We start from the raw sequence: 19384 nt of genomic DNA on the forward strand, positions 1-19384 counted from the left end.
ATTACTCGGCCGCCGCGGCAGCCGAATCCGGGGAGTGGCTCAAATCGAGCGTGTCGGCCGGAACCATCTTTTCGTTCACGGTGTCCCAGCCCATCACTTTGCTGGTACGCCACGATTCGTTGGCCATGTTCACGGCCACAACTCCGGCCATGCCCAGTTCGACCGGGCAGTTCAAGGGTTCGCCGGTGCGCAGGTGGCGGTGCAGGTTTGAGTGGTGCGGCACGATGTCCTCGCCACCGGTCTTGGTATGTGTGGCCAGCACCTTGCCATCTTTGTCTTTCACGACCCAACCGGTGGGCGTGAAGAACATCGTGGCTCGATAGCCGCGAATCAGATGGTCGACCGGCACCCGATTGCTCATCGTGCCCAGCACGTACACGGTCATGCCGCGCGGATATTCGCAGATCATCTCGAAATTGTCCGGCAGGTCGCGGCCATCGGGCCATTGCCAGATGCCTCCCATGCCCACGACGCGGCGCGGGTAGGTGAGCTTGCAGGCTTTCATGATCCGCGTGATGCGATGAATAAACAGGTCGGTGCAGATGCCGCCGGAGTACGCCGAGTAGCAGCGCCACTCGAAATAATGGTGCGGGTTCCAGGGGGTCTTGGCGGCCTTGCCCAGCCAGGCGTTCCAATCCAGATCGCCCGGTTGCGGTGTACTGTCGTTGATGTCCGGGTCGCGCCACGGCCCCTGCTTGTCGTAGCGGCGGACATATTCGATCTGCGCTTGCACGACTTGGCCCAGCACCCCTTCTTCGATCGCCTTGGCAGCCGACGAGTAGCTGTCGTCGGCCATGGCCTGCACGCCCACCTGCACGGCCAGGCCCGTTTCTTTCTGCTTCTTGAGAACGGCTTGCGCCTCGGGAATCGAATGCGTCATCGGCTTTTCGCAATAGACGGCCTTGCCGGCATCAAGCGCGTCGATCGTCATGTGGCTATGCCAATGTTCGGGCGTGGCGATCGTGACGTAGTCGATTTCCTTGATGTCCAGCAGCTTGCGATAATCCTGCATTGACTGCGGAGCGCCGACGGTTTCTGCCCCCTTCTGGGCGCGCGTCAGCCAGCAATCGGCCACGGCCACGGCCTCGACATTGTCGGGCTCTTTCAATTGCTTGATCGCGGCGAGATGCCCACTCCCCATGCCGCCGACGCCGATGAACGCGGTGCGGATCCGGTCGTTCGCGCCGATGATCTTGGCATAGCTTTGGGCCGTCCAGGCTACGGCGGCGGTCGCAGTGCCGGTAGCGGCGAGAAAATTGCGGCGCGATACAGCGGGATCGGAAGGCATGTCGTTCGAGCTCCTCGGCGGATCGGAGTTTGGCGGGTGTCTCTAGGCGGGGCCGACTGGTGACATGCGCGAATGCCTGCCAGGCATGGCGCAAGGGCGGCCAGTGGCAGCATAGTCGGACCGCAGGAACGCGGCAAGAATCGAGCGCGCGAGGCCGAAAATACGGTGCGATCGCGGCCCGCGCGTGGCAAACCGTGCCGGTTTACTCGCGCGGCTGTCCTTGCGCCCCCAATAGCCAGGCCAGGATTCCCTTTTGGGCGTGCAGCCGATTGGCGGCCTGCGCGACGACGATGCTGGCCGGACCGTCGATTACTTCGTCGGTCACTTCCTCGCCGCGCCGCGCCGGCAAGCAATGCATGAAGTAGGCGTCGGCCGGGGCGTGGTCCATGAGCGCCGCATTCACCTGGTATTTGGCGAACGCCTTGCGACGCACCTCGGACTCGGCCTCTTGCCCCATGCTGGTCCAGACGTCGGTATAGACGGCCGAGGCATTCTTAACGGCCTCGTGCGGATCGGTAGTGATCAGCAGGTCGAGATCCGGAACATCCTTCTTGAGCGACTTGAGGAAATCGGCTTCGAACTGGTAGCCCTTCGGCGCCGCGAGCGCGAAACGCATGCCTGTCTTGCCGCAACCCATCGCCAGGCTGCGGGCAACATTGTTGCCGTCGCCGATAAAGGCCAGCGTCTGTCCGGCCAGCGAGCCGACGAGTTCGCGCAGCGTGTACAGATCGGCCAACGCCTGACAAGGGTGATCGAAGTCCGTAAGCCCGTTGATGACCGAGCAGCGGCAGAATTTTGCCAGCTCGACGAGCTTCTGGTGGCTCTTGGTGCGGACCACGACGACGTCCACGTACTCGGAGAGAACGCGACCGAAGTCGGCAATGCTCTCGCGCGAACCCCAACCGACATCGTCCCCCAGGAACAGGCTGTGACCGCCGAGGTTGATGATGCCTGCCTCGAAGCTAACGCGCGTCCGCAATGACGGCTTTTCGAAGAGCAGTGCCATGACACGTCCCGGCAAGAGCGCTTCGCGCAGCCCGTTTTGATACTTGGCCTTCAAGTCTTCGGTGATGGCGAAGATCCGCTCGATCTCGCCGCTCTTCAGATCCGCCAGCGTAAGCAGATGTCTCATCGTTGCCACATTCCTCTCATTCCGCCGATCGTTATCGGACCTGCGCTTTCACGGCTTCGACCAGAATGTCGCAACCTTGATGGGCTTGTTCCGGCGTCAGGTTCAAGGCCGGCAGCAGCCGCAGCACGGTACCGTGTGTGCAATTAATTAATAGGTTTCGCTCGAGGCAGGATTTGACGACTGCCGTGCCATCGATCGACAGCTCGACGCCGATCATCACCCCCATCACGCGCACGTCACGCACGATGTCGCACTCGTTGCGCAGCGCTTCGAGCCGCTCCCGAAAGATTTGGCCGATGGCCAGACCGCGCTCGAGCAATCCCTCGTTTTCGATCATCTCGATCGCGGCGATGCCGGCCCGGGCGGCAAGCGGGTTGCCGCCGAATGTCGCGGCATGCATTCCGGGGCGGAGGCTGGGAGCAATCTCGGGCGTGGTGAGCATTGCCGCGCCGGCCACGCCACCGCACAGGGCTTTGGCCAGGGTCATGATGTCGGGCGTGATGCCATAGTTTTGGTAGGCGAACCACTTTCCGGTGCGACCAAAGCCGGCTTGCACTTCGTCGAAGATCAAGAGCAGGCCGTTGTCATCGGCCAGCTTGCGCAGGCCTTGCAGGAACCCGGGGGGCGGCAGGTTGATACCCCCTTCTCCCTGGATCGGCTCGATCATGATGGCGGCAGTTTCTGAGTCGATCTTGCGCGCGACGGCCTCCAGATCACCGAAGGGAACGTAATTGAATCCGGCCATCAAGGGGCCGAGTCCTTCGTGGTACTTCGGTTGTGCGGTGGCCGCTGTGGCGCCCAGCGTTCGACCGTGAAAACCGCCTTCGAACGTGATGATCTTGTACTTTTCGCGCGGTGTATGCAGACGGGCCAGCTTGATCGCGGCTTCGTTCGCTTCAGTGCCCGAATTACAAAAGAAGGCTTGCCCGCCAAAGCTGCGCTCGGAGAGTGCTTTGGCCCATTGGCCTTGCGCTTCGGTGTACCAGGTGTTTGGGACGTGGATCAGCGTGGCGACCTGCTCTTGCACGGCCTTCACGACCGGCTCTGGGCAGTGCCCCAGCAGGTTGCAACCCCAGCCGGGAAAGAAGTCGAGGTAGCGCGTCCCCTCGGCATCCCACACGTAGCTCCCTTCGCCGCGTACGAGGCAAATCGGGTACCGGGTGTAGTTCGGCACTACATAGCGTTTGAACAGTTCGATGATTTCGCTGGAGGTTGCGCTGGCAGTGGCCACGATTTCATCTCCTCAACTCAAATAACCAACGAAATAGCAAACGCCGCAAATCAAATCCATGGAGACCTCGGAGCAATACACCGACGAGAGACACAGGCGAGGACGGGGTGGGTTCGCAATCGGACGGGCGAGCGGATTAGTTTCGCGAACTGTCGCGCCTCTTCTACCGCGACTTGACGATCTCGGTGCCGACGCCACGGCTGGTATAAACTTCCATCAATAACGAATGACGCAGCCGACCATCAATGATATGGATTTTGCGCACGCCACGATCGAGCGTTTCCAGGCAGGCCTGGACTTTGGGGATCATGCCTGCCTCGATCGCGCCCGAGGCGATCAGCTTTTGTGCCTCGTCGGCGGTGAGCGAGACGATCAGGCTTTTCGGGTCGTTCTTGTCACGACGGACGCCGTTGACGTCGCTGAGAAAAACCAGCTTCTCGGCTCCCAGTGCCTGGGCCACGGCCGTCGCGGCGGTATCGGCATTGACGTTCAGTTTCTCGCCGTCCGCATCGATGCACATCGACGGAATCACAGGGACCGTGCCGGCATAGCATAGATTCGCGATCGTGGCATGATCGACGCGGTTGACGCCGCCGACAAAGCCCAGGTCGATCTCTTCTCCGGCCGGACCGCTAAGGGTCAGCTTCTCGCCGAACAGGACGTTGGTCGTGCGGAAATTCAGTGGCGCGGCACGCCCGCCTAGCTCTTCGATCCGCTTAACGATGTGTTCGTTGGTTTCGTAGGCCAGAACTTGCTCGACGATGTCGCGCGCTTTTGCGTCGGTGTAACGCCGCCCCTGGATGAAGCGCGTTTCGAGTCCGGCCGCATCCATGGCGCGGCTGATGGCGGCGCCACCGCCGTGAACGACTACGGGGCGCACGTCGACCGTGGACATGAAGACGATATCCAGTAGCAGATGTCGCAGCGCGTTGTCATCTTCCATCACGCTGCCGCCGACCTTGATGACGACGACCTTGCCGCGGAACTTGCGAATCCACTCCAAGGCCTCGATCAGGACGTCGGCCTTTTCGATCGCGCGGTCTAAGGGTTTGCTGCCGGACATGCCACTGGATTGACCATTTGCGGCGACAGTCCTGCTCACGAAAAACACTCCCCCCAATTTAGAAAAGTCCTATTGTAGAAGTGCCGGTCAGGGTGTCAACGCTGGCCATCAGGCCGGCAGCCGTGATGCTGGCGGCAAAACGACCATTGTGACGATCACGCTGGAGACGCCGATCTACTGGCGGCTCCGTCGGTTTCATGCCAAGATGGGCCTGTCTGCTGCGCATCCGCCCCCCCCGCATTCCTATCGAGTGCATATGGCTCGCAAAATCGCTGTCGTGCTGGCTGCCGGCAAGGGGACTCGCATGAAAAGCGAGCTTCCCAAGGTGCTGATCGAAATCTGCGGCCGGCCGATGATCGAATACGTGCTCGACGCCCTGGCCGGCGTCGGTTTTGACGAGGTGGCTGTCGTCGTGGGCTATCGCGCCGACGACGTGAAAAAGGCCCTCAAACATCGGTCGGGCCTGACCTTTGTCCTGCAAGAGCAGCAGCAAGGGACCGGGCATGCGGTGATGGTTTGCCGCGACGTGCTGGCCGCACACGACGGACCCGTGGCCGTGGTCACAGGGGATGCCCCGCTGCTACAGTCCGAATCGATCGGCAAGCTACTAGCCGAATACGAACAGCGACGGCCGGCCTGCATTATTGGCACGATTCACAAGCAGAACCCGGCAGGTTTGGGGCGCATCGTACGCGACGCGGGCGGTGAGTTCGTCGCCATCGTCGAGGAGAAGGATGCCACGCCCGACCAGCGCAAGCTGACCGAAGTGAACATGAGCTGTTACGTATTTGATAATCGGCCGTTGTTGGCGGCACTCGAAGAGCTGCGCCCCGACAACGCGCAGGGGGAATATTACATTACCGATTGCCCCGGCCTTATGAAGCGTGAGGGAAAACTGGTGTTGGCACTGCCGGTCTTGAAACCGATCGAGGCCCTGGGGGTGAACACCATGGACGAGCTTCGCGTGGTCGAGCAAGCGTTACGCGACGGGCTGGACAAGCAATAACAGGCAGCCACGGCGTTGGGTGACGCAGCGTTGGTTGGCACAGCGGCGGGTGACCGCGGTCGAATTCCGCTTCGATCGATTGGTTATGGACTTTCAATTTGCCTCGGCGTTCGCGGCGCCGGGGTACTTCGACGCAGGGGGCAGGGGACACGGCAATACTATGAACGGCTTGAAAATCTTCAGCGGCCGGGCCAATCCAGCGCTCGCCCGGCGTATTTGCGAGTACCTGGGTCTGCCGATCGGCGCCATCTCGATGGGGAATTTCCCGGACGGGGAGATCTCGTGCAAAATCGATGAGGACGTTCGCGGGCGTGACGTGTTCCTGGTGCAGCCGACTTGCCCGCCAGTGAACGACAATTTGATGGAACTCTTGATCATGATCGAGAGTTGCAAGCGCGCGAGCGCCGAGCGTGTGACCGCGGTGATGCCTTATTACGGCTACGCCCGACAGGACCGCAAAGACGAAGGGCGCGTGCCGATCACGGCCAAGCTGGTGGCCAACCTGATCACGCGCGCCGGCGCCGATCGTGTGCTGACGATGGATTTGCACGCGGCCCAGATTCAGGGCTTTTTCGACGTTCCCGTCGATCACTTGTACGCGGCGCCGGTGCTGAACGACTACTTCCTGAAGATGGGGATCGACGAGGACGAGATGGTCGTCGTCAGCCCCGATGAAGGGAGCATCAAGCGTGCCCTGGGGCATGCCAAGCGCCTGGGCGGCCGGCTGGCGATCGTCGACAAGCGCCGCAGCAGCGCCGAAAAGACACGCCAGGAAAACATCATCGGCGGACCCGTGGCCGGTAAGGTGGCCCTGATGTTCGACGATATGATCAGCACCGCCGGCAGCATCTGCGGCGCTGCCCAGAAGCTGCACGACGCCGGGGCGAAGAAGATCTTCGTCGCCGCGACGCACGGCGTGCTGTGCGGCGGGGCGGTCGAGCGCCTGCAGGCATCACCGATCGAAGGGCTGGTCATCACGGACACAATTCCGCTATCGGTCTCGCAATCGGAAAAGGGATCCTCGAAGATCAGCGTGCTGACCGTAGCGCCACTGCTGGGCGAGGCGATCAAGCGAATTCACCGCAACGAGTCGGTCAGCCGGCTGTTTGTATAAGCCGAGCCCAGACGACCTGGCTGTTCGTCTGAACCGGGCGCCGGCAGTTACGTTGTGGCCCTAGTGCCTGGCATTTCCTGCCGCCAGGCGCCGTAACGCAGCTGTTTGTATCCCGTTTCCGTGCCTCCGCGGCTCCGTGGCGAATCTCACACCGCCGGGGTTGCATTCCGGCCAATTTCCGGCAAAATGGCGAGATTCGCGCCGCCCCGGGGTAGCCCACCTGTGCTGGTTTCGTGTCATCGGGGGCGCCAAGGGCGTTTTTCTCGGGGGGGACTTCCTCGAGACCCTGTTTTCCTTGAGATTATTTTCATTCGGGATTGTTGCGAGCCTCGCCTGTGTGGCTCCGAAATTCCGAAGTTTTGCGCGCCGCCGCAGTAACGAGGTCAGATCGATGTCGGAAGCATTGAAGGTTGAAAAACGTGAGGCCCATGGCAAACGCAACAATCGCCGGTTGCGCAGCGCCGGCAGCGTGCCGGTTGTCCTGTACGGGCATGGTGAAGAATCGCTGAGCCTGAAAGTGGCCGATGTTCAGCTCCGCGCGGCACTGCGTCATGGGGCGCGGGTCGTTGATCTGGAAGGAGCAGTCAAGGAAAAGGCCTTTATCCGCGAGCTGCAATGGGATGCGTTCGGCACGACTGTGCTGCACGTCGATCTGACCCGCGTTTCGGCGGATGAACGTCTGCAGATCGAGGTGCCGGTCATCCTGCGTGGTGAAGCCCCGGGCGTGAAAGACGGCGGACATCTCGAGCAGCCTTTGCACTCGGTCGAGATCGAATGCCTGGCGATCGCGATTCCGGAAAAGCTGGAACTGCGTGTCGGTGGGCTGAAGCTCGACGATTTCCTGCGTGCCAGCGACATCGAATTGCCACAGGGGGTCGTGCTTATCACCGATCCGGAAACGGTGATCGTCCACTGTGCCCTGGCCAAGGACGAGTCCGAGGAAGGCGAAGGGGGCGAGTCGGCCGAACCCGAGATCATCGGACGCAAGGCCGAGGACGAAGAGGGGGGCGCCGACGAATAGCGGTTGCCTCGTCGCACAGCTCTTTACGAGTGCTGTCGGCCGTACGCGAATTGGCCGTATGCGAAGTTACTGTACATGAAATTGGTAGTTGGACTGGGAAATCCGGGCCGCAAGTACGACGGGACCCGGCACAACGTGGGCTATATGGTGCTGGCCGAGTTATCGCGCCGCGCTGGCAGTCCCGGGGTGAAGAAGGCCTTTCAGGGCGAGCTGGCCGATCTCTCGATCGGTTCCGAGCGCGTCCTGTTGCTGTGGCCCCACACGTACATGAATCGCAGTGGCGCCAGCCTGTTGGCGGCGCGCGATTTTTACAAGCTGGACAATAACGATGTGCTGGTCGTGTGTGACGATTTCAACCTGCCACTGGGCAAGTTGCGCTGTCGTCCGCAGGGGTCGGCCGGTGGGCAAAAGGGGCTGGCCGACGTCATTCGCGTGCTGGGGACCGAAGAGGTGCCGCGGTTGCGAGTTGGGATTGGCGAGGCTCCGCAGGGCTGGAACGCGGCCGACTTCGTGCTGGCCCGCTTTACGAAGCAGGATCAGCCGATCGTGGACGAGGCAATGGTGCGAGCGTCCGAAGGGGTCGAAACCTGGGTCCGCCACGGCATCCAGAAGTGCATGAACGAATTCAACTAGTTGCCGGCGGGGGTTCTTACGAACCGCCGCCAAACGTTATACGATTAACCATTGCGGGACCTGCCCTGAGCTCGCTGTAGCAACCATGACAGGGTTCCGCCAGCCGACCGCTGCTTACTTGTTTTAGGAGACGATCCTTGGCCGAAAACGCATACGAAGGGCTCTTCATTTTCGACTCGAACCGCTACGCCCGCGATCCGGCAGGTGTGTCGGGTCAGATTACGGCGATGGTGGAGAAGTACAAAGGGAAGATCCTGGCTAGCCGGTTGTGGGAGGAACGTCGCCTGGCGTATCCGATCAACGGTCAGCGCAAGGGAACTTACTGGCTGACATATTTCCGGTTGGAAAGCACGGACCTCGAGGCGATGCGCCGCGATTGCCAAATCAACGAAACGATCTTGCGCGAGTTGATCCTGAAGGTCGACGCACGCATTGTCGACGCGCTGGTGGCACACACGCAGGCAGCGACCGATGCATCCAAAACCCGTCGCACCACGCCCGCCACACCCAGTCCGGCCGTCGCGGCCGCGGTCGATGTCGAAGTTCCGGACCTGGGCAACGCTCCCGAGTAGGCCCGCGCGACAGTTGGTTCGTTCAGTGTCGTTCGTTCAGTGTCGTGCTGGTCGTTTCGTCAGTTCCGTGCTGCTCCGAAATCATGGCGCAGCCTGCCAAAGGAGGCCTCGTTCGATGGCGAGCTTCAACCGAGTCATCCTGGTCGGGAATTTGACGCGCGATCCCGAGCTGCGCTACACGCCGACGAACACGCCCGTCACGGAAATCGGCCTGGCAGTGAACGACCGGCGTAAGAACGCCAACGGCGAATGGGTCGAGGAAACGACGTTTGTCGATGTAACCCTGTGGGCGCGCACGGCCGAGGTCGCCAGCGAATATCTGACCAAAGGTGCGTCGGTCATGATCGAAGGGCGCCTTAAGCTCGACACCTGGGAAACCGACGGGCAGAAGCGGTCGAAGCTGCGCGTTGTCGGTGAGCGGATGCAGATGCTCGGCGGACGTGGCGGCGGTGGTGGTGAGGGCGGTGGCGGCGGCGGCGGAGCCCGTCGCGGCGGTTCTGCTGGTGGTTCTTCCGGCGGACGCGGTGGTCCTCAATACGACGATTCCGAATACGGCCCACCGGCCGACGTCTATGGCGGCGGCTCAGAAAGCCGCGGCGGTTCGGCCCCCAACGACGATATCCCGTTCTAGTCGCGTCGGGAGCATTATCGAGCTCGGGACAGGGAATGTGCGGCGTGAAAAACGCGGCTAAAGCGCCCCGGAATCCCGGCCCGATTCCTTGCTTCATCCCGCTAGTCTGGCGGGCCGGAATTGGTTACGATGAGTCCCTTTCGCCCCTAGTTCGAAACGTCACCTGACTGCGTCACGAGAGCGAGACCGAGCCATGGCCACGAAAGCCGCCGCACCTAAAGCCACTGCCACGAAAGCCAAATCCGCCCCGCAGCCCAAGAAGCCGAAGACCCGTGGTCGGCTGCCGCGCGGCAAGCACGGCGGCATCGAGCTGCTGTTGATCCAGGCCGTGGATCACCTGGGCAAGCAGGGAGACGTGGTCGAAGTGAAGCCGGGCTACGCCAAGAATTACCTGCTGCCGCAGGGGCTGGCAACGGTGGCCACGGATCATCACAAGCGGATGGTCGACAAGCATCGGGCTCGGCTGCAAGAGATCCAGAATACCCGCCTGGCAGGTCTGCGCTCGCTGGCCGATTTGCTCGCTCAGCAGAGCATCACGATCGAAGCCAACGCCAACGACGAAGGGCATCTCTACGGTTCGGTCGGTGCGCCGGACATCGTCAACGCTCTGAAGAAGAACGACTTCACCGTGACCGCCGACCAGATTCGCCTCAAGGGTCCGCTGAAGGAACTGGGCCTCTATACGGTCAACGTCCACATCGGTCACGATATCGAGACCGAACTCAAGGTGTGGGTCGTGCCGACCGTGACCGACGAAGAAGCCGCCACGCCGAAGCCGCAACAGTAAGTTGTTGGCAGAAGGCGGTGGGCAGTCGTTGGTGTTCAGTAGTCGGTGGCTAGTAGTCCGTAGTTAGCAAGCGTGTCTGCGCGCACATTTTCGTTTTGCAAACTCTTTTGATGATGCGCTGGTTGCGCGCCTCGTCTCCGGCCGGGTGATATCGCGCGAGCACGTCGACTGCTAAAATCGCCTGCGTACCTAGGGCATGGCCGCACGGAGGATTTTGGCAATGGCAACGACGCGCATCGACTCTCGGCCGGCCGCACCGGCGACGCGCAGCGAGATTCTCGATCGGCTGCCGCCGCAAAGCATCGAGGCTGAAAAGGCCGTGCTGGGCAGCATTCTGCTCGATCCCATGATGTGCGACGACGTCGCGCTCGCGCTGCGCCCGCAGGATTTCTACGCACACGCGCATCAGGTTCTGTTCGAGCATCTGCTGGCGATGCACGAGGATGGGGTGCGGATCGACATAACCTTGCTCGTCGAGCGCCTCAAGCAACGGGGCGATTTCGAAACGGTCGGGCAGACGCTGTACCTGGCCGAAATCGCCCAGGCGGTTCCCACGGCGGCGAATGCCCTGTATTACGCGAACATCGTGCGCGACAAGGCGACGTTGCGGGCGTTGATTCACGCCAGCACCGAGATTTTGCGCGACGCCTATGACCAGTCACTCGAGGCGCGCGAGATGCTGTCATCGGCCGAAGAGAAAGTGTTTCGCATCCTCGAGGACAAGGGGATCGGCGAGCTCGCCTCGATCAGCGACGTGCTGACCGCCGCCTTGCAGCGTATCGACGCGCGGCTGACGCATGACGGTCCATCGGATAGCGTGTTGACCGGCTTTTCCGAGCTCGACCAATTGACGGGCGGAATGAACTCCTCGGAACTGGTCATCATCGCCGGTCGTCCCAGTATGGGAAAAACCGCGCTGGCGACGAACATCGCCACGCATGCTGCCGTCAATCAGAAGCACACGACTTTGTTCGTCAGCCTGGAAATGTCGCGGTTGGAGTTGGTCGAGCGCATGCTCTGCTCGCACGGGCGCATCAATGGCCACAAATTGCGCAATGGCATGCTTTCGGCGGCCGATCGCAAAAAGCTGCCCGAGGTTTCGTCCGAGATGAGCGTTTCACCGCTGTTCATCGACGACAGTCCGAGCCGGACGATGACCGAGATCGCGGCCACGGCCCGTCGGCTAAAGCGGCGCGAGAATCTGCGACTCGTGGTGATCGACTACTTGCAGTTGATCGAGCCAGATAATGCCAAGGATCCGCGCCAGGAGCAGGTCGCGCGCATCGCCCGTCGCTTAAAGGGCCTGGCCCGCGAGTTGAAGATTCCGGTCCTCTGCCTGGCCCAGTTGAATCGGCAAGCAGAGGCTTCCAAGGACAATCGGCCACGGCTAAGCCATCTGCGTGAAAGCGGTGCTATCGAGCAGGACGCCGACGTCGTGCTGTTCGTCCATCGCGACGAGTATTACATGAACAACGACGAGGATCGCGAGCGCGTCGCCGGGCAGGCCGACATCATCGTCTCGAAGCAGCGTAACGGACCGATCGGCGACGTGAAGGTGCGCTGGGCCAAGGACTTCACGCTGTTCGAAGATCCGAGCGCCAGCTACCTGAACGAAGACGAGCAGTTTCGCCCGTTCTGACCGCGATCGGTTACCAGCGCCGACTGCTGGCAAAGCCGCGCCCGGCGAACGAGATCGCTGCGCCTGTTGCGCGCCTGCCTGCGCTGGTCTTCTCTTGAGTGCCAGCTTCCGTTTGCCAGCAGCAAGTGGGGCGTGTCCACGCGACGCCGGGACGGCCGGCGTTGGCAAGACGGGCGTTTTGGGCGTCACGGGATTCGGCCACGAAGGGCCGGTAGCCGTGAAACCGAGGTTTTCTGCCGGAATTAAGCGGGTCGGACGCGCGAATCTCCCTTGTAGCGCGCGGCAGCTTCCGGTATTTCTACGCGACCCATCTAGGGCAGCAGGAGTTCTCTGCGCGGCGGGCAGTGCGGTCACGAGTGGTCGCAATGCTCTCTCTCGCAGTTCCTGGCTTGTCCGTCAGCTTTTCATTTCTCGCGCAATTCGTTCACGGAATACGCCTTTGATGCTTGGCGGCCGCTTAGATTTTGCCTTGTTGTCGCGCTGCTGCGCGATCGCGCTTGCGGTCGCGATCGGGCCGGCGACGGCGCGCGGTCAAAGTCCCGCGGCAGGGCCAAGCGCGCCGGGCGGTGGCGGACCATCGCTGACCGGGACGGCGCTACCGCCGGGACCCGTGCCGTACACGCCTCCGCCGACCGAGCCACCGCCCGTTTCCGCCACTCCGGAAGTTGTGGAAGTGCGGATCGAGGGAAATAAGGCGGTCGAGTCGAACAAGATTCTGCCGCACATCAAGACGCGCGCTGGCCGGCCGCTCGACAAATCGATGGTCGAGGACGACGTCAAGCGTCTGAGCAAGACGCATCAATTCATCAATGTCGAGCCGCGCTACGAGCGTCGCGCCGACGGCGGCGTGATCATCATCTATCACGTCGTCGAACGCCCGCTGATCCGCTACGTGAAAATCTACGGCAGCGCGAAGAGCGAGAAGGTATTGATGAAGAAGGCGGGCCTCAAGGTCGGTGACGCGCTCGATCCGTATGCGGTCGAGGAATCGCGGACCAAGCTGGAAGAATACCTGCGCGGGAAAGGGTACGCGCTCTGCTCCGTAACGATCATCGAGGGCACCAAGCCCGGCGACCGCGGCATCCGCATGATGGTCAACGAGGGATTGAAGCAAAAGATCTGGGAAGTCGATTTCGAGGGAAATACCGTCGCGCCCGATGATCGGTTGAAAACGCAAATCCAGTCGAAGAAGCCGATCTTGTGGGTCTTCAAAGGCGAGGTCGACTACGCCCGCATCGACGAGGATGTCCGCCGGCTGACCGACTACTACCGCGGTCTGGGCTTCTTCCGAGCCCGCGTTGGCCGCGAATTCGTGTTCAACGAGAAGCAAAACTGGATGACGCTGACCTTCTTCATCGAAGAAGGGCCGCGCTACGTCGTGAACAACGTTTCGGTGATCGGCAACAACAAGCTTCAGGCTGAAAAACTGACGAAGGACCTGAAGCTCAAGGGCGGAGACTTCTTCGATCAATCGAAGCTGTCCAGGGACATTACCGGCGTGCAGGATAAGTACGGCGAGGTGGGATACATCTTCGCCGACATCCAGCCCGAGACGCGCTTCCTGGAGCAACCCGGTCAGTTGGACCTGGTCTACAAGATCGAAGAAGGAGATCGCTATCGCGTCGGGCGTATCGACGTAAAGATCGGCGGAGACAACCCGCACACCCGCCGCACGGCTCTTTTGAATCGCTTGTCGTTACGGACCGGCGATATCGCCAACACGAAGAAGCTGCGCGACAGTGAACGCCGCTTGAAGGCTTCGCAGATGCTGGCCAGCAATCCCGCCCAGGGGCAGGTTCCGAAGATCGTGTTTGCGAAGCCAGGTATGGAGGACGAAGAGGACGAGGCCGACACCTCGGTGGCGCGCAATCCTCATCCCAAACGAAGCGGCCCTGGCGTGCAGGCGCCGATGGGCTTGGGCGGCCAAGGCGCTGGCGGTATCGGCGGCGGTGGCGCCGGCAATATGGGTATGGGCGGCGCTGGCATGAACGGCACGGGCTTCAACGGCCAAAGCCCCGATCCGGCACCTTTGCGTGCCTATCCCGACAACGATCTCGAAATCCACGACGGGGAATCGATGGAAGTCGAGTTCGTTCCCGAAGGACTCGCACCGCCTACCCATCGAACGACACTTGCCTACAAACCAGGTCCGCTGCCAGGGGACGATCGAGCGCAGGTCGTCCGTGCGCAAGGCCCCAGCGACGCTGGCTCATCGTTCGGCCAGCAGCCCCTGGGGCGCATCACTCCAGATGCGCCGGTGGGAGGCATACGTTCGGCAGGCAATAGCGGAATCACGCAGACGCAGTTCATTCAGCCAGTGCCCGGTGGCTATGCCCCTTCCAGCAGCCCGCCAGCAGGCAACTATGCACCGCAGTATTCGCAACCTGCGGTGCAGCAGCCCGCCACACCGTCGTACGCCGCTCCGGGGAACTATCCACCCCCCAGTGGCTATGCCGCACCGAACCAGTATGCGGCACCGAATCAATATGCGGCACCGCCGACTAATGCCGTGCCCGGATATGGCAACGCCGCGCCGGCCTATGGCCAGGCGCCCGGCTATTCGCAGCCGTCGGGTGGTTATGCCGCGCCAGGTGCGGGCCCGGCGTATGGCTCGTCGGTGTATCCGCCGCCATCGGCAGTGCCTAGCGGTCAGATGCCGCCCAACGTGCCACCGCTTTTGGACGGTGCGCCGGCCGGCGCCGTGGCTAGTCCTGGCGGATATGCCGGACCGGGCGATCTGTACCCGCAGGGGGCCGGACCCTTCGACGGTGACGCGCCGCGTGACATTCCCATTCAAATCAGGGGGAACGAAACGCAGACCGGCCGCTTGATGTTGGGCGTGGGCGTGAACTCCAACGCCGGCTTGATCGGCAATATCACGCTCGACGAACAGAACTTCGACTGGCGGCGCTATCCCACTAGTTGGGAAGACATTCGCAACGCGACAGCATGGCGCGGCGGAGGGCAGCAGTTCCGTATTCAGGCATCGCCAGGTACGGTCTATCAGCAGTACATGATCAACTTCCACAATCCGTATCTATTCGATACGCCGGTCAGCTTCGGCCTGAGCGGTTCGTTCTTCACCCGTATCTACAACAACTGGACGGAAAAACGCCTGGGGGCTCGCGTTAGCCTGGGCTATCAATTCCTGTTCGATCCGAATCTGTCGACGGTGCTGTCGTTCCGCGGCGAGAATGTCAACATCTCGAATCCGTCGGTACCGACACCGCCCGAATTGGAACAGGTGTTGGGCAACAACGCGTTTTTCTCGGGCAAGTGGGAGGTCATTCACGATACGCGCGACAGTTCGTTCCTGGCGACGCAGGGGCACCGGATCGATATCGGTCTGGAGCAGGCCTTTGGCAGCTACACGTTCCCACGCGCCACGATCAACGCGTCGCAGCACTTCCTGTTGCACGAACGGCCGGATACGTCAGGCCGGCATACGCTGAGCATCAACAACCAGACGGGCTTTACTGGTTCGAATACGCCGATTTATGAAAACTTCTTTGCCGGTGGTTACACGACTCTGCGCGGCTTCTATTTCCGCGGTGCATCGCCGCTGGACGAGGGAGTGCAAGTCGGTGGTCACTTCATGTTCATCAACTCGGTGGAGTACATGTTCCCGATCACCGGCGACGACATGCTACGCGGCGTGGCGTTCACCGACTTCGGTACCGTCGAGCCGAGCACCGAACTGCAGTGGCAAGACTTCCGCGTCGCGCCGGGCTTGGGTCTGCGTGTCACGGTGCCCGCGATGGGGCCGGCGCCGATCGCCCTGGACTTCGCCGTCCCGATCCATCACGCACCTGGCGATCAGTTGCAGTTGTTCAGCTTCTTCATCGGCGTGAACCGGTAAACGACAGCGAAGCGCCCCTCTTGTAGGGTGCCCTGCGGGCACCAGCGTTTTTTTTTGGGCGCAGATGGGGCCGCGGTTTCGCGGTGGGGTTTTACCCGCGAACGGCAATCTGGTTGCGGCGTCTCTCGCCGATTCTTGGTGCGCACAGCGCACCCTACGGTAGGCCATTAGTACTTGAGCAGGCTGAAGATCTCGAATTCCTTGATCCGCTCGGCGCCGTGTAAGTCGAGCAATTCGATCAGGAAGGCGCAGCCAGCCACGTGGCCGCCAGCCTGTTCGATCAAACGGCAGCAGGCCTCGATCGTGCCGCCGGTGGCCAGCAGATCGTCGACCAATAGCACGCGTTGCCCTTGGGCAATTCCGTCGCTATGGATCTCGAGCGTATCGGTGCCGTATTCCAGCTCGTAATGGAAAGCGTGGGTCGTAAAAGGGAGCTTGCCAGGTTTGCGAACCGGCACGAATCCCACGCCCAGCTCGATAGCCAGCGGCGCGGCGAAGATGAAGCCCCGCGCCTCGGCCGCGGCCACGACGTCGATCGGGCGACCACGATAATGGTCGGCCAATTGGCGAATCGATTCACGCAGCGCTTCGGCCGCGCCCAACAGCGGCGTGATATCGCGAAACATGATCCCGGGCTTGGGAAAATCGGGGATCGAACGAATGTATTCCTTCAGTTGGATCGCGGCTGTCATTGCGAGAGATGCTCTGAGGATGTCGACCGGCACGTTCGCGCCGCACTGGTCGTTGTGTAGCGCAGCGTCGGTTCCGCCGGCTGGCAATATACGGTTCGCCCAAGATGCTGGCCAGCGTCGTGCGAATCGTCGATCGACTGGTCATTCATGCGCCGCGCGATAATACGCTTCCTGAAATTTGACCCTTGTCGGACTGCGACCTATGTTTCAGATGCCGACCGCCCCATCGGGCCTTCGGCGAACTCCCATGACTTGGCTCTCACCCCCCGTGTCTAGGCGGGGTCGCCACGGGCTTTCGTTGGCGACCCTGCCTATATCGCTTGGGCATCGTGGCGGGCATCGCGAGGCTGACCGTTTTCTGCGTTATCTGAACGCCCTTGTGTAACAGCCGGCTCGGTCGAATGCCTGGGCGAGAATCGATCGAGGGTGCCTGCTTTTGGACCTTCCTGCGCAGTGCGGCGCCATCCCCCAAATTGAGAGTTCGGGCGATCCGCGACGGCCACAAACGGCCCTTGTCCTGCTCGCGATCAATGTTTAGGCTTTTGTGTTCCGTCGTCGTTCGGATAGGCGACGCAGGGGCCGGCCTGCCGCGAAGCGAGTCGCCCCCTCCGCAAAATTCTCCCGCAGGGCCCGTCGAAAAAAGGGGTCGGAAGCTTGTCCATGTCGTGCCACATCGCATCGCCTGCCTCGATTCCCGTTTTCGTGTCGCTGGGAGAAGAAGAGCCCTCTTGGCTGCTGGCCGAGGATTCGCCCGAGGAAGCACCTGCTGAAGGGGGCGACGCCGGTGACGAGGAAATCGACGACGACGATTTCGACGACGACTTCGACGACGATTTCGAAGAAGAGCTGGACGAAGAATTCGAGAGCGACATCGACGAATTCGATGACACCGCCGGCGACGATGACGGCGAGGATGGCGAAATCGAGGTCGGCGAAGAATTCGAAGAGGATTTCTAATACCGGCCCGTTCGCCTCGAATCGCCGAGCGCCATCCCGCTTCGAGCATCAGACCGTGAGTCAAGTGATGCCCTGCTAATTCGGGTCGACGTTTCTCTTGGCTGCACCGGTGCCATGTTTTTTCCGCCCACGGCGGAATAAGCATGCTATTTTTCGCGAATTACGCTTTCGTCGCTGATCAGTTCTCGCGCCTTCTCCAAGTCAGCGCGCATGCGATCGATGCTCTTTTGCTTTGCCGGCCGGTCGGCGGATCGCGGAATCAGTGCTTCGGCCTCGGTGAGAGTTCGCAGCGCGCCAGCGTCGTCGCCGCTTTTGTGTTGAAGTTTTGCGATCGCCGTCAGGCAATAAGACTCTCCGTATTGACACCAATAATCGTTTTCCTGGCGATAGGCCTCGATGGCTTCGGCGATCCGGCCGGCATCGTTTAGCTCCCAGGCCAGGAAGCCTGCCGCGTCCGCGAATTTCTTCGTGTTCGGCTTTGCCACGGCTAGCGCGGTGCGACAAGTCGCAATTGTTTCCTCGTGCCGGCCTTCTCCCAGCAACATGTTCATCTTCCAGCCGAGAAAGTAGCTCTTGTCGGCAGGGCTCTTGGCCGCGGCAATCTGTCGATCGTAAACGGCGATCGCCGCGTCGAGACGCTTCAATCGCGAAAGGTCGATGGCTTCATTGCGAAACAAGCGATTACGATCTTCCTGGGGACAGCTCGGATTCTCTTGCTGCCGATGAATGCTTTCCAGCGCCGCTTCGTACTGTTCGTCCCAGTCCAGATAACCATAGCGCCGTTCTTCCAGACGGTAACGCCTGAGGGGGTCGGTCGTTTCCAGTAGGGCCTTATCGATGTACGCGATTGCCGCCGGGCAGTCTTCCTTCGTGTTGAACTGATCCAACTCCGCGAGGTCCGTGCGGCCGCCGCGATGCTCGTCGCGTGCCTCGACGCGCGCGTCGTAAAGCTCGCGCAGGCCGAGCACGCCGTCGGCATCCAAATTACGGATTTCGGTAATTTCGTCCTGGTAGAAAACCAGAATTGGGTCATCGTCCTCGCGATCGTCAAGTGTTTCCATGCGGTCGGCGATACAAGCGATCGCGGCGTTTAATTCCTTGGCACGCTCTCCGCCCGTCACGCTGCCCGCGGCCGCCAGATGCACGTCACGAGATTCGCGTGATTGTCGCGCGTTGTCGAGCCGCTTAATGAATGTCGTGAAGTCGGTCTCGTCGTCATAGCCGGTGAAGTAGGCATAAGGCCGGGCCGTCGCGTCGGCAAGCATGATCGTCGGAAAGCCGTGAATGAAAAATTGCTTCATCCACGATTTGTACTTGTGAAGCAGTTCGCCCAGTTCCTCGCGATTGCTCGGCAAGTCAATATCGACGAGCACGAAATGCTTTTCGGTCGCGGCGAACTCCGGCCGGCTGAGAACCTCTCGATCGAGGTCGATGCAAGCGCCACACCATTCCAGGCCCGTAAAAACGACAAGCAAATCCTTGTGCTCCGCTGTGGCCAGTCCCTTGGCGTCGTCGAGGTTTCTCACCCACCGCAACCCGGCGGGGTCGGCCGAGGCGGTCGCAGACCAGACGATCGTGGCGATGAGCAGCATCCCGCGAAGATGAAGTCGCATTAATCGCTCCAAATAAAAATGTGGGCAGCGACCAGAGCTAACGCTTTGCATGGGCGACAGGAATCGCGACCAATTGTCACCCAAGGCGATTTTCCTCTAGGCATGAGCGCCAGTCCAGTCACGAGCTCGGACCGCCAGGCAACCGA

The 19384-nt window shown here is 61.3% G+C and carries 16 protein-coding genes; 10 read left to right on the forward strand and 6 right to left on the reverse strand.

The window, feature by feature from the left end:
* Position 1 precedes the first annotated feature (1 nt).
* The 4 genes from VGN12_09215 to argB form a co-directional block, all read right to left on the reverse strand.
* Positions 2-1288, reverse strand: a complete 1287-nt coding sequence (locus VGN12_09215; GenBank protein HEY4309614.1) for a Gfo/Idh/MocA family oxidoreductase — start codon at positions 1286-1288, stop codon at positions 2-4.
* A 202-nt stretch (positions 1289-1490) separates the two neighbouring features.
* Positions 1491-2420 carry an ornithine carbamoyltransferase gene (argF, locus tag VGN12_09220; GenBank protein ID HEY4309615.1) on the reverse strand — a complete coding sequence of 310 codons (930 nt, stop codon included), beginning with the start codon at positions 2418-2420 and terminating at the stop codon, positions 1491-1493.
* Positions 2421-2451: 31 nt separating this feature from the next.
* A complete protein-coding gene (locus VGN12_09225) occupies positions 2452-3651 on the reverse strand; it encodes an aspartate aminotransferase family protein (GenBank protein HEY4309616.1) in 1200 nt (399 codons plus the stop codon).
* Between the two features lie 163 nt (positions 3652-3814).
* Positions 3815-4714 (reverse strand): acetylglutamate kinase, encoded by a 900-nt coding sequence (gene argB, locus VGN12_09230; protein HEY4309617.1) that lies wholly within the window; start codon positions 4712-4714, stop codon positions 3815-3817.
* A 256-nt stretch (positions 4715-4970) separates the two neighbouring features.
* On the opposite strand from argB, the gene VGN12_09235 reads away from it, so the two are divergent.
* From VGN12_09235 to VGN12_09275, 9 genes are all read left to right on the forward strand, one after another.
* Positions 4971-5720, forward strand: coding sequence for an NTP transferase domain-containing protein (locus VGN12_09235; protein ID HEY4309618.1), 750 nt, complete (start codon positions 4971-4973; stop codon positions 5718-5720).
* Between the two features lie 160 nt (positions 5721-5880).
* Positions 5881-6834, forward strand: a complete 954-nt coding sequence (locus VGN12_09240) for a ribose-phosphate pyrophosphokinase (protein HEY4309619.1) — start codon at positions 5881-5883, stop codon at positions 6832-6834.
* Between the two features lie 391 nt (positions 6835-7225).
* Positions 7226-7855: a 50S ribosomal protein L25 gene (locus VGN12_09245; protein HEY4309620.1), complete on the forward strand. Its 630-nt coding sequence runs from the start codon at positions 7226-7228 to the stop codon at positions 7853-7855.
* A gap of 75 nt (positions 7856-7930) precedes the next feature.
* The gene (gene pth / locus VGN12_09250) at positions 7931-8488 is read left to right on the forward strand and encodes an aminoacyl-tRNA hydrolase (protein ID HEY4309621.1); all 558 of its coding nucleotides are present in this window, start codon (positions 7931-7933) and stop codon (positions 8486-8488) included.
* Between the two features lie 137 nt (positions 8489-8625).
* Positions 8626-9060 carry a 30S ribosomal protein S6 gene (gene rpsF / locus VGN12_09255; protein ID HEY4309622.1) on the forward strand — a complete coding sequence of 145 codons (435 nt, stop codon included), beginning with the start codon at positions 8626-8628 and terminating at the stop codon, positions 9058-9060.
* Between the two features lie 115 nt (positions 9061-9175).
* The gene (gene ssb / locus VGN12_09260; protein HEY4309623.1) at positions 9176-9691 is read left to right on the forward strand and encodes a single-stranded DNA-binding protein; all 516 of its coding nucleotides are present in this window, start codon (positions 9176-9178) and stop codon (positions 9689-9691) included.
* A 193-nt stretch (positions 9692-9884) separates the two neighbouring features.
* Complete coding sequence (rplI, locus tag VGN12_09265; protein HEY4309624.1) at positions 9885-10478, forward strand: 50S ribosomal protein L9; 594 nt, start codon at positions 9885-9887, stop codon at positions 10476-10478.
* Positions 10479-10698: 220 nt separating this feature from the next.
* The gene (gene dnaB / locus VGN12_09270) at positions 10699-12117 is read left to right on the forward strand and encodes a replicative DNA helicase (protein ID HEY4309625.1); all 1419 of its coding nucleotides are present in this window, start codon (positions 10699-10701) and stop codon (positions 12115-12117) included.
* 442 nt (positions 12118-12559) lie between these two features.
* Positions 12560-15976, forward strand: a complete 3417-nt coding sequence (locus tag VGN12_09275) for a BamA/TamA family outer membrane protein (protein ID HEY4309626.1) — start codon at positions 12560-12562, stop codon at positions 15974-15976.
* Positions 15977-16143: 167 nt separating this feature from the next.
* Here VGN12_09275 and VGN12_09280 read toward each other — a convergent pair whose 3' ends face one another.
* On the reverse strand, positions 16144-16668 hold the full coding sequence (locus VGN12_09280; protein ID HEY4309627.1) for an adenine phosphoribosyltransferase: 525 nt from the start codon (positions 16666-16668) through the stop codon (positions 16144-16146).
* A 660-nt stretch (positions 16669-17328) separates the two neighbouring features.
* Between VGN12_09280 and VGN12_09285 the strand changes: the two genes are divergently transcribed.
* A complete protein-coding gene (locus VGN12_09285) occupies positions 17329-17625 on the forward strand; it encodes a hypothetical protein (protein ID HEY4309628.1) in 297 nt (98 codons plus the stop codon).
* A gap of 146 nt (positions 17626-17771) precedes the next feature.
* On the opposite strand, the gene VGN12_09290 is transcribed toward VGN12_09285, so the two are convergent.
* Complete coding sequence (locus VGN12_09290) at positions 17772-19238, reverse strand: thioredoxin family protein (protein ID HEY4309629.1); 1467 nt, start codon at positions 19236-19238, stop codon at positions 17772-17774.
* Positions 19239-19384 lie beyond the last annotated feature (146 nt).

Source organism: Pirellulales bacterium (genome assembly GCA_036499395.1).
In the GTDB taxonomy this organism is placed as follows: domain Bacteria; phylum Planctomycetota; class Planctomycetia; order Pirellulales; family JACPPG01; genus JACPPG01.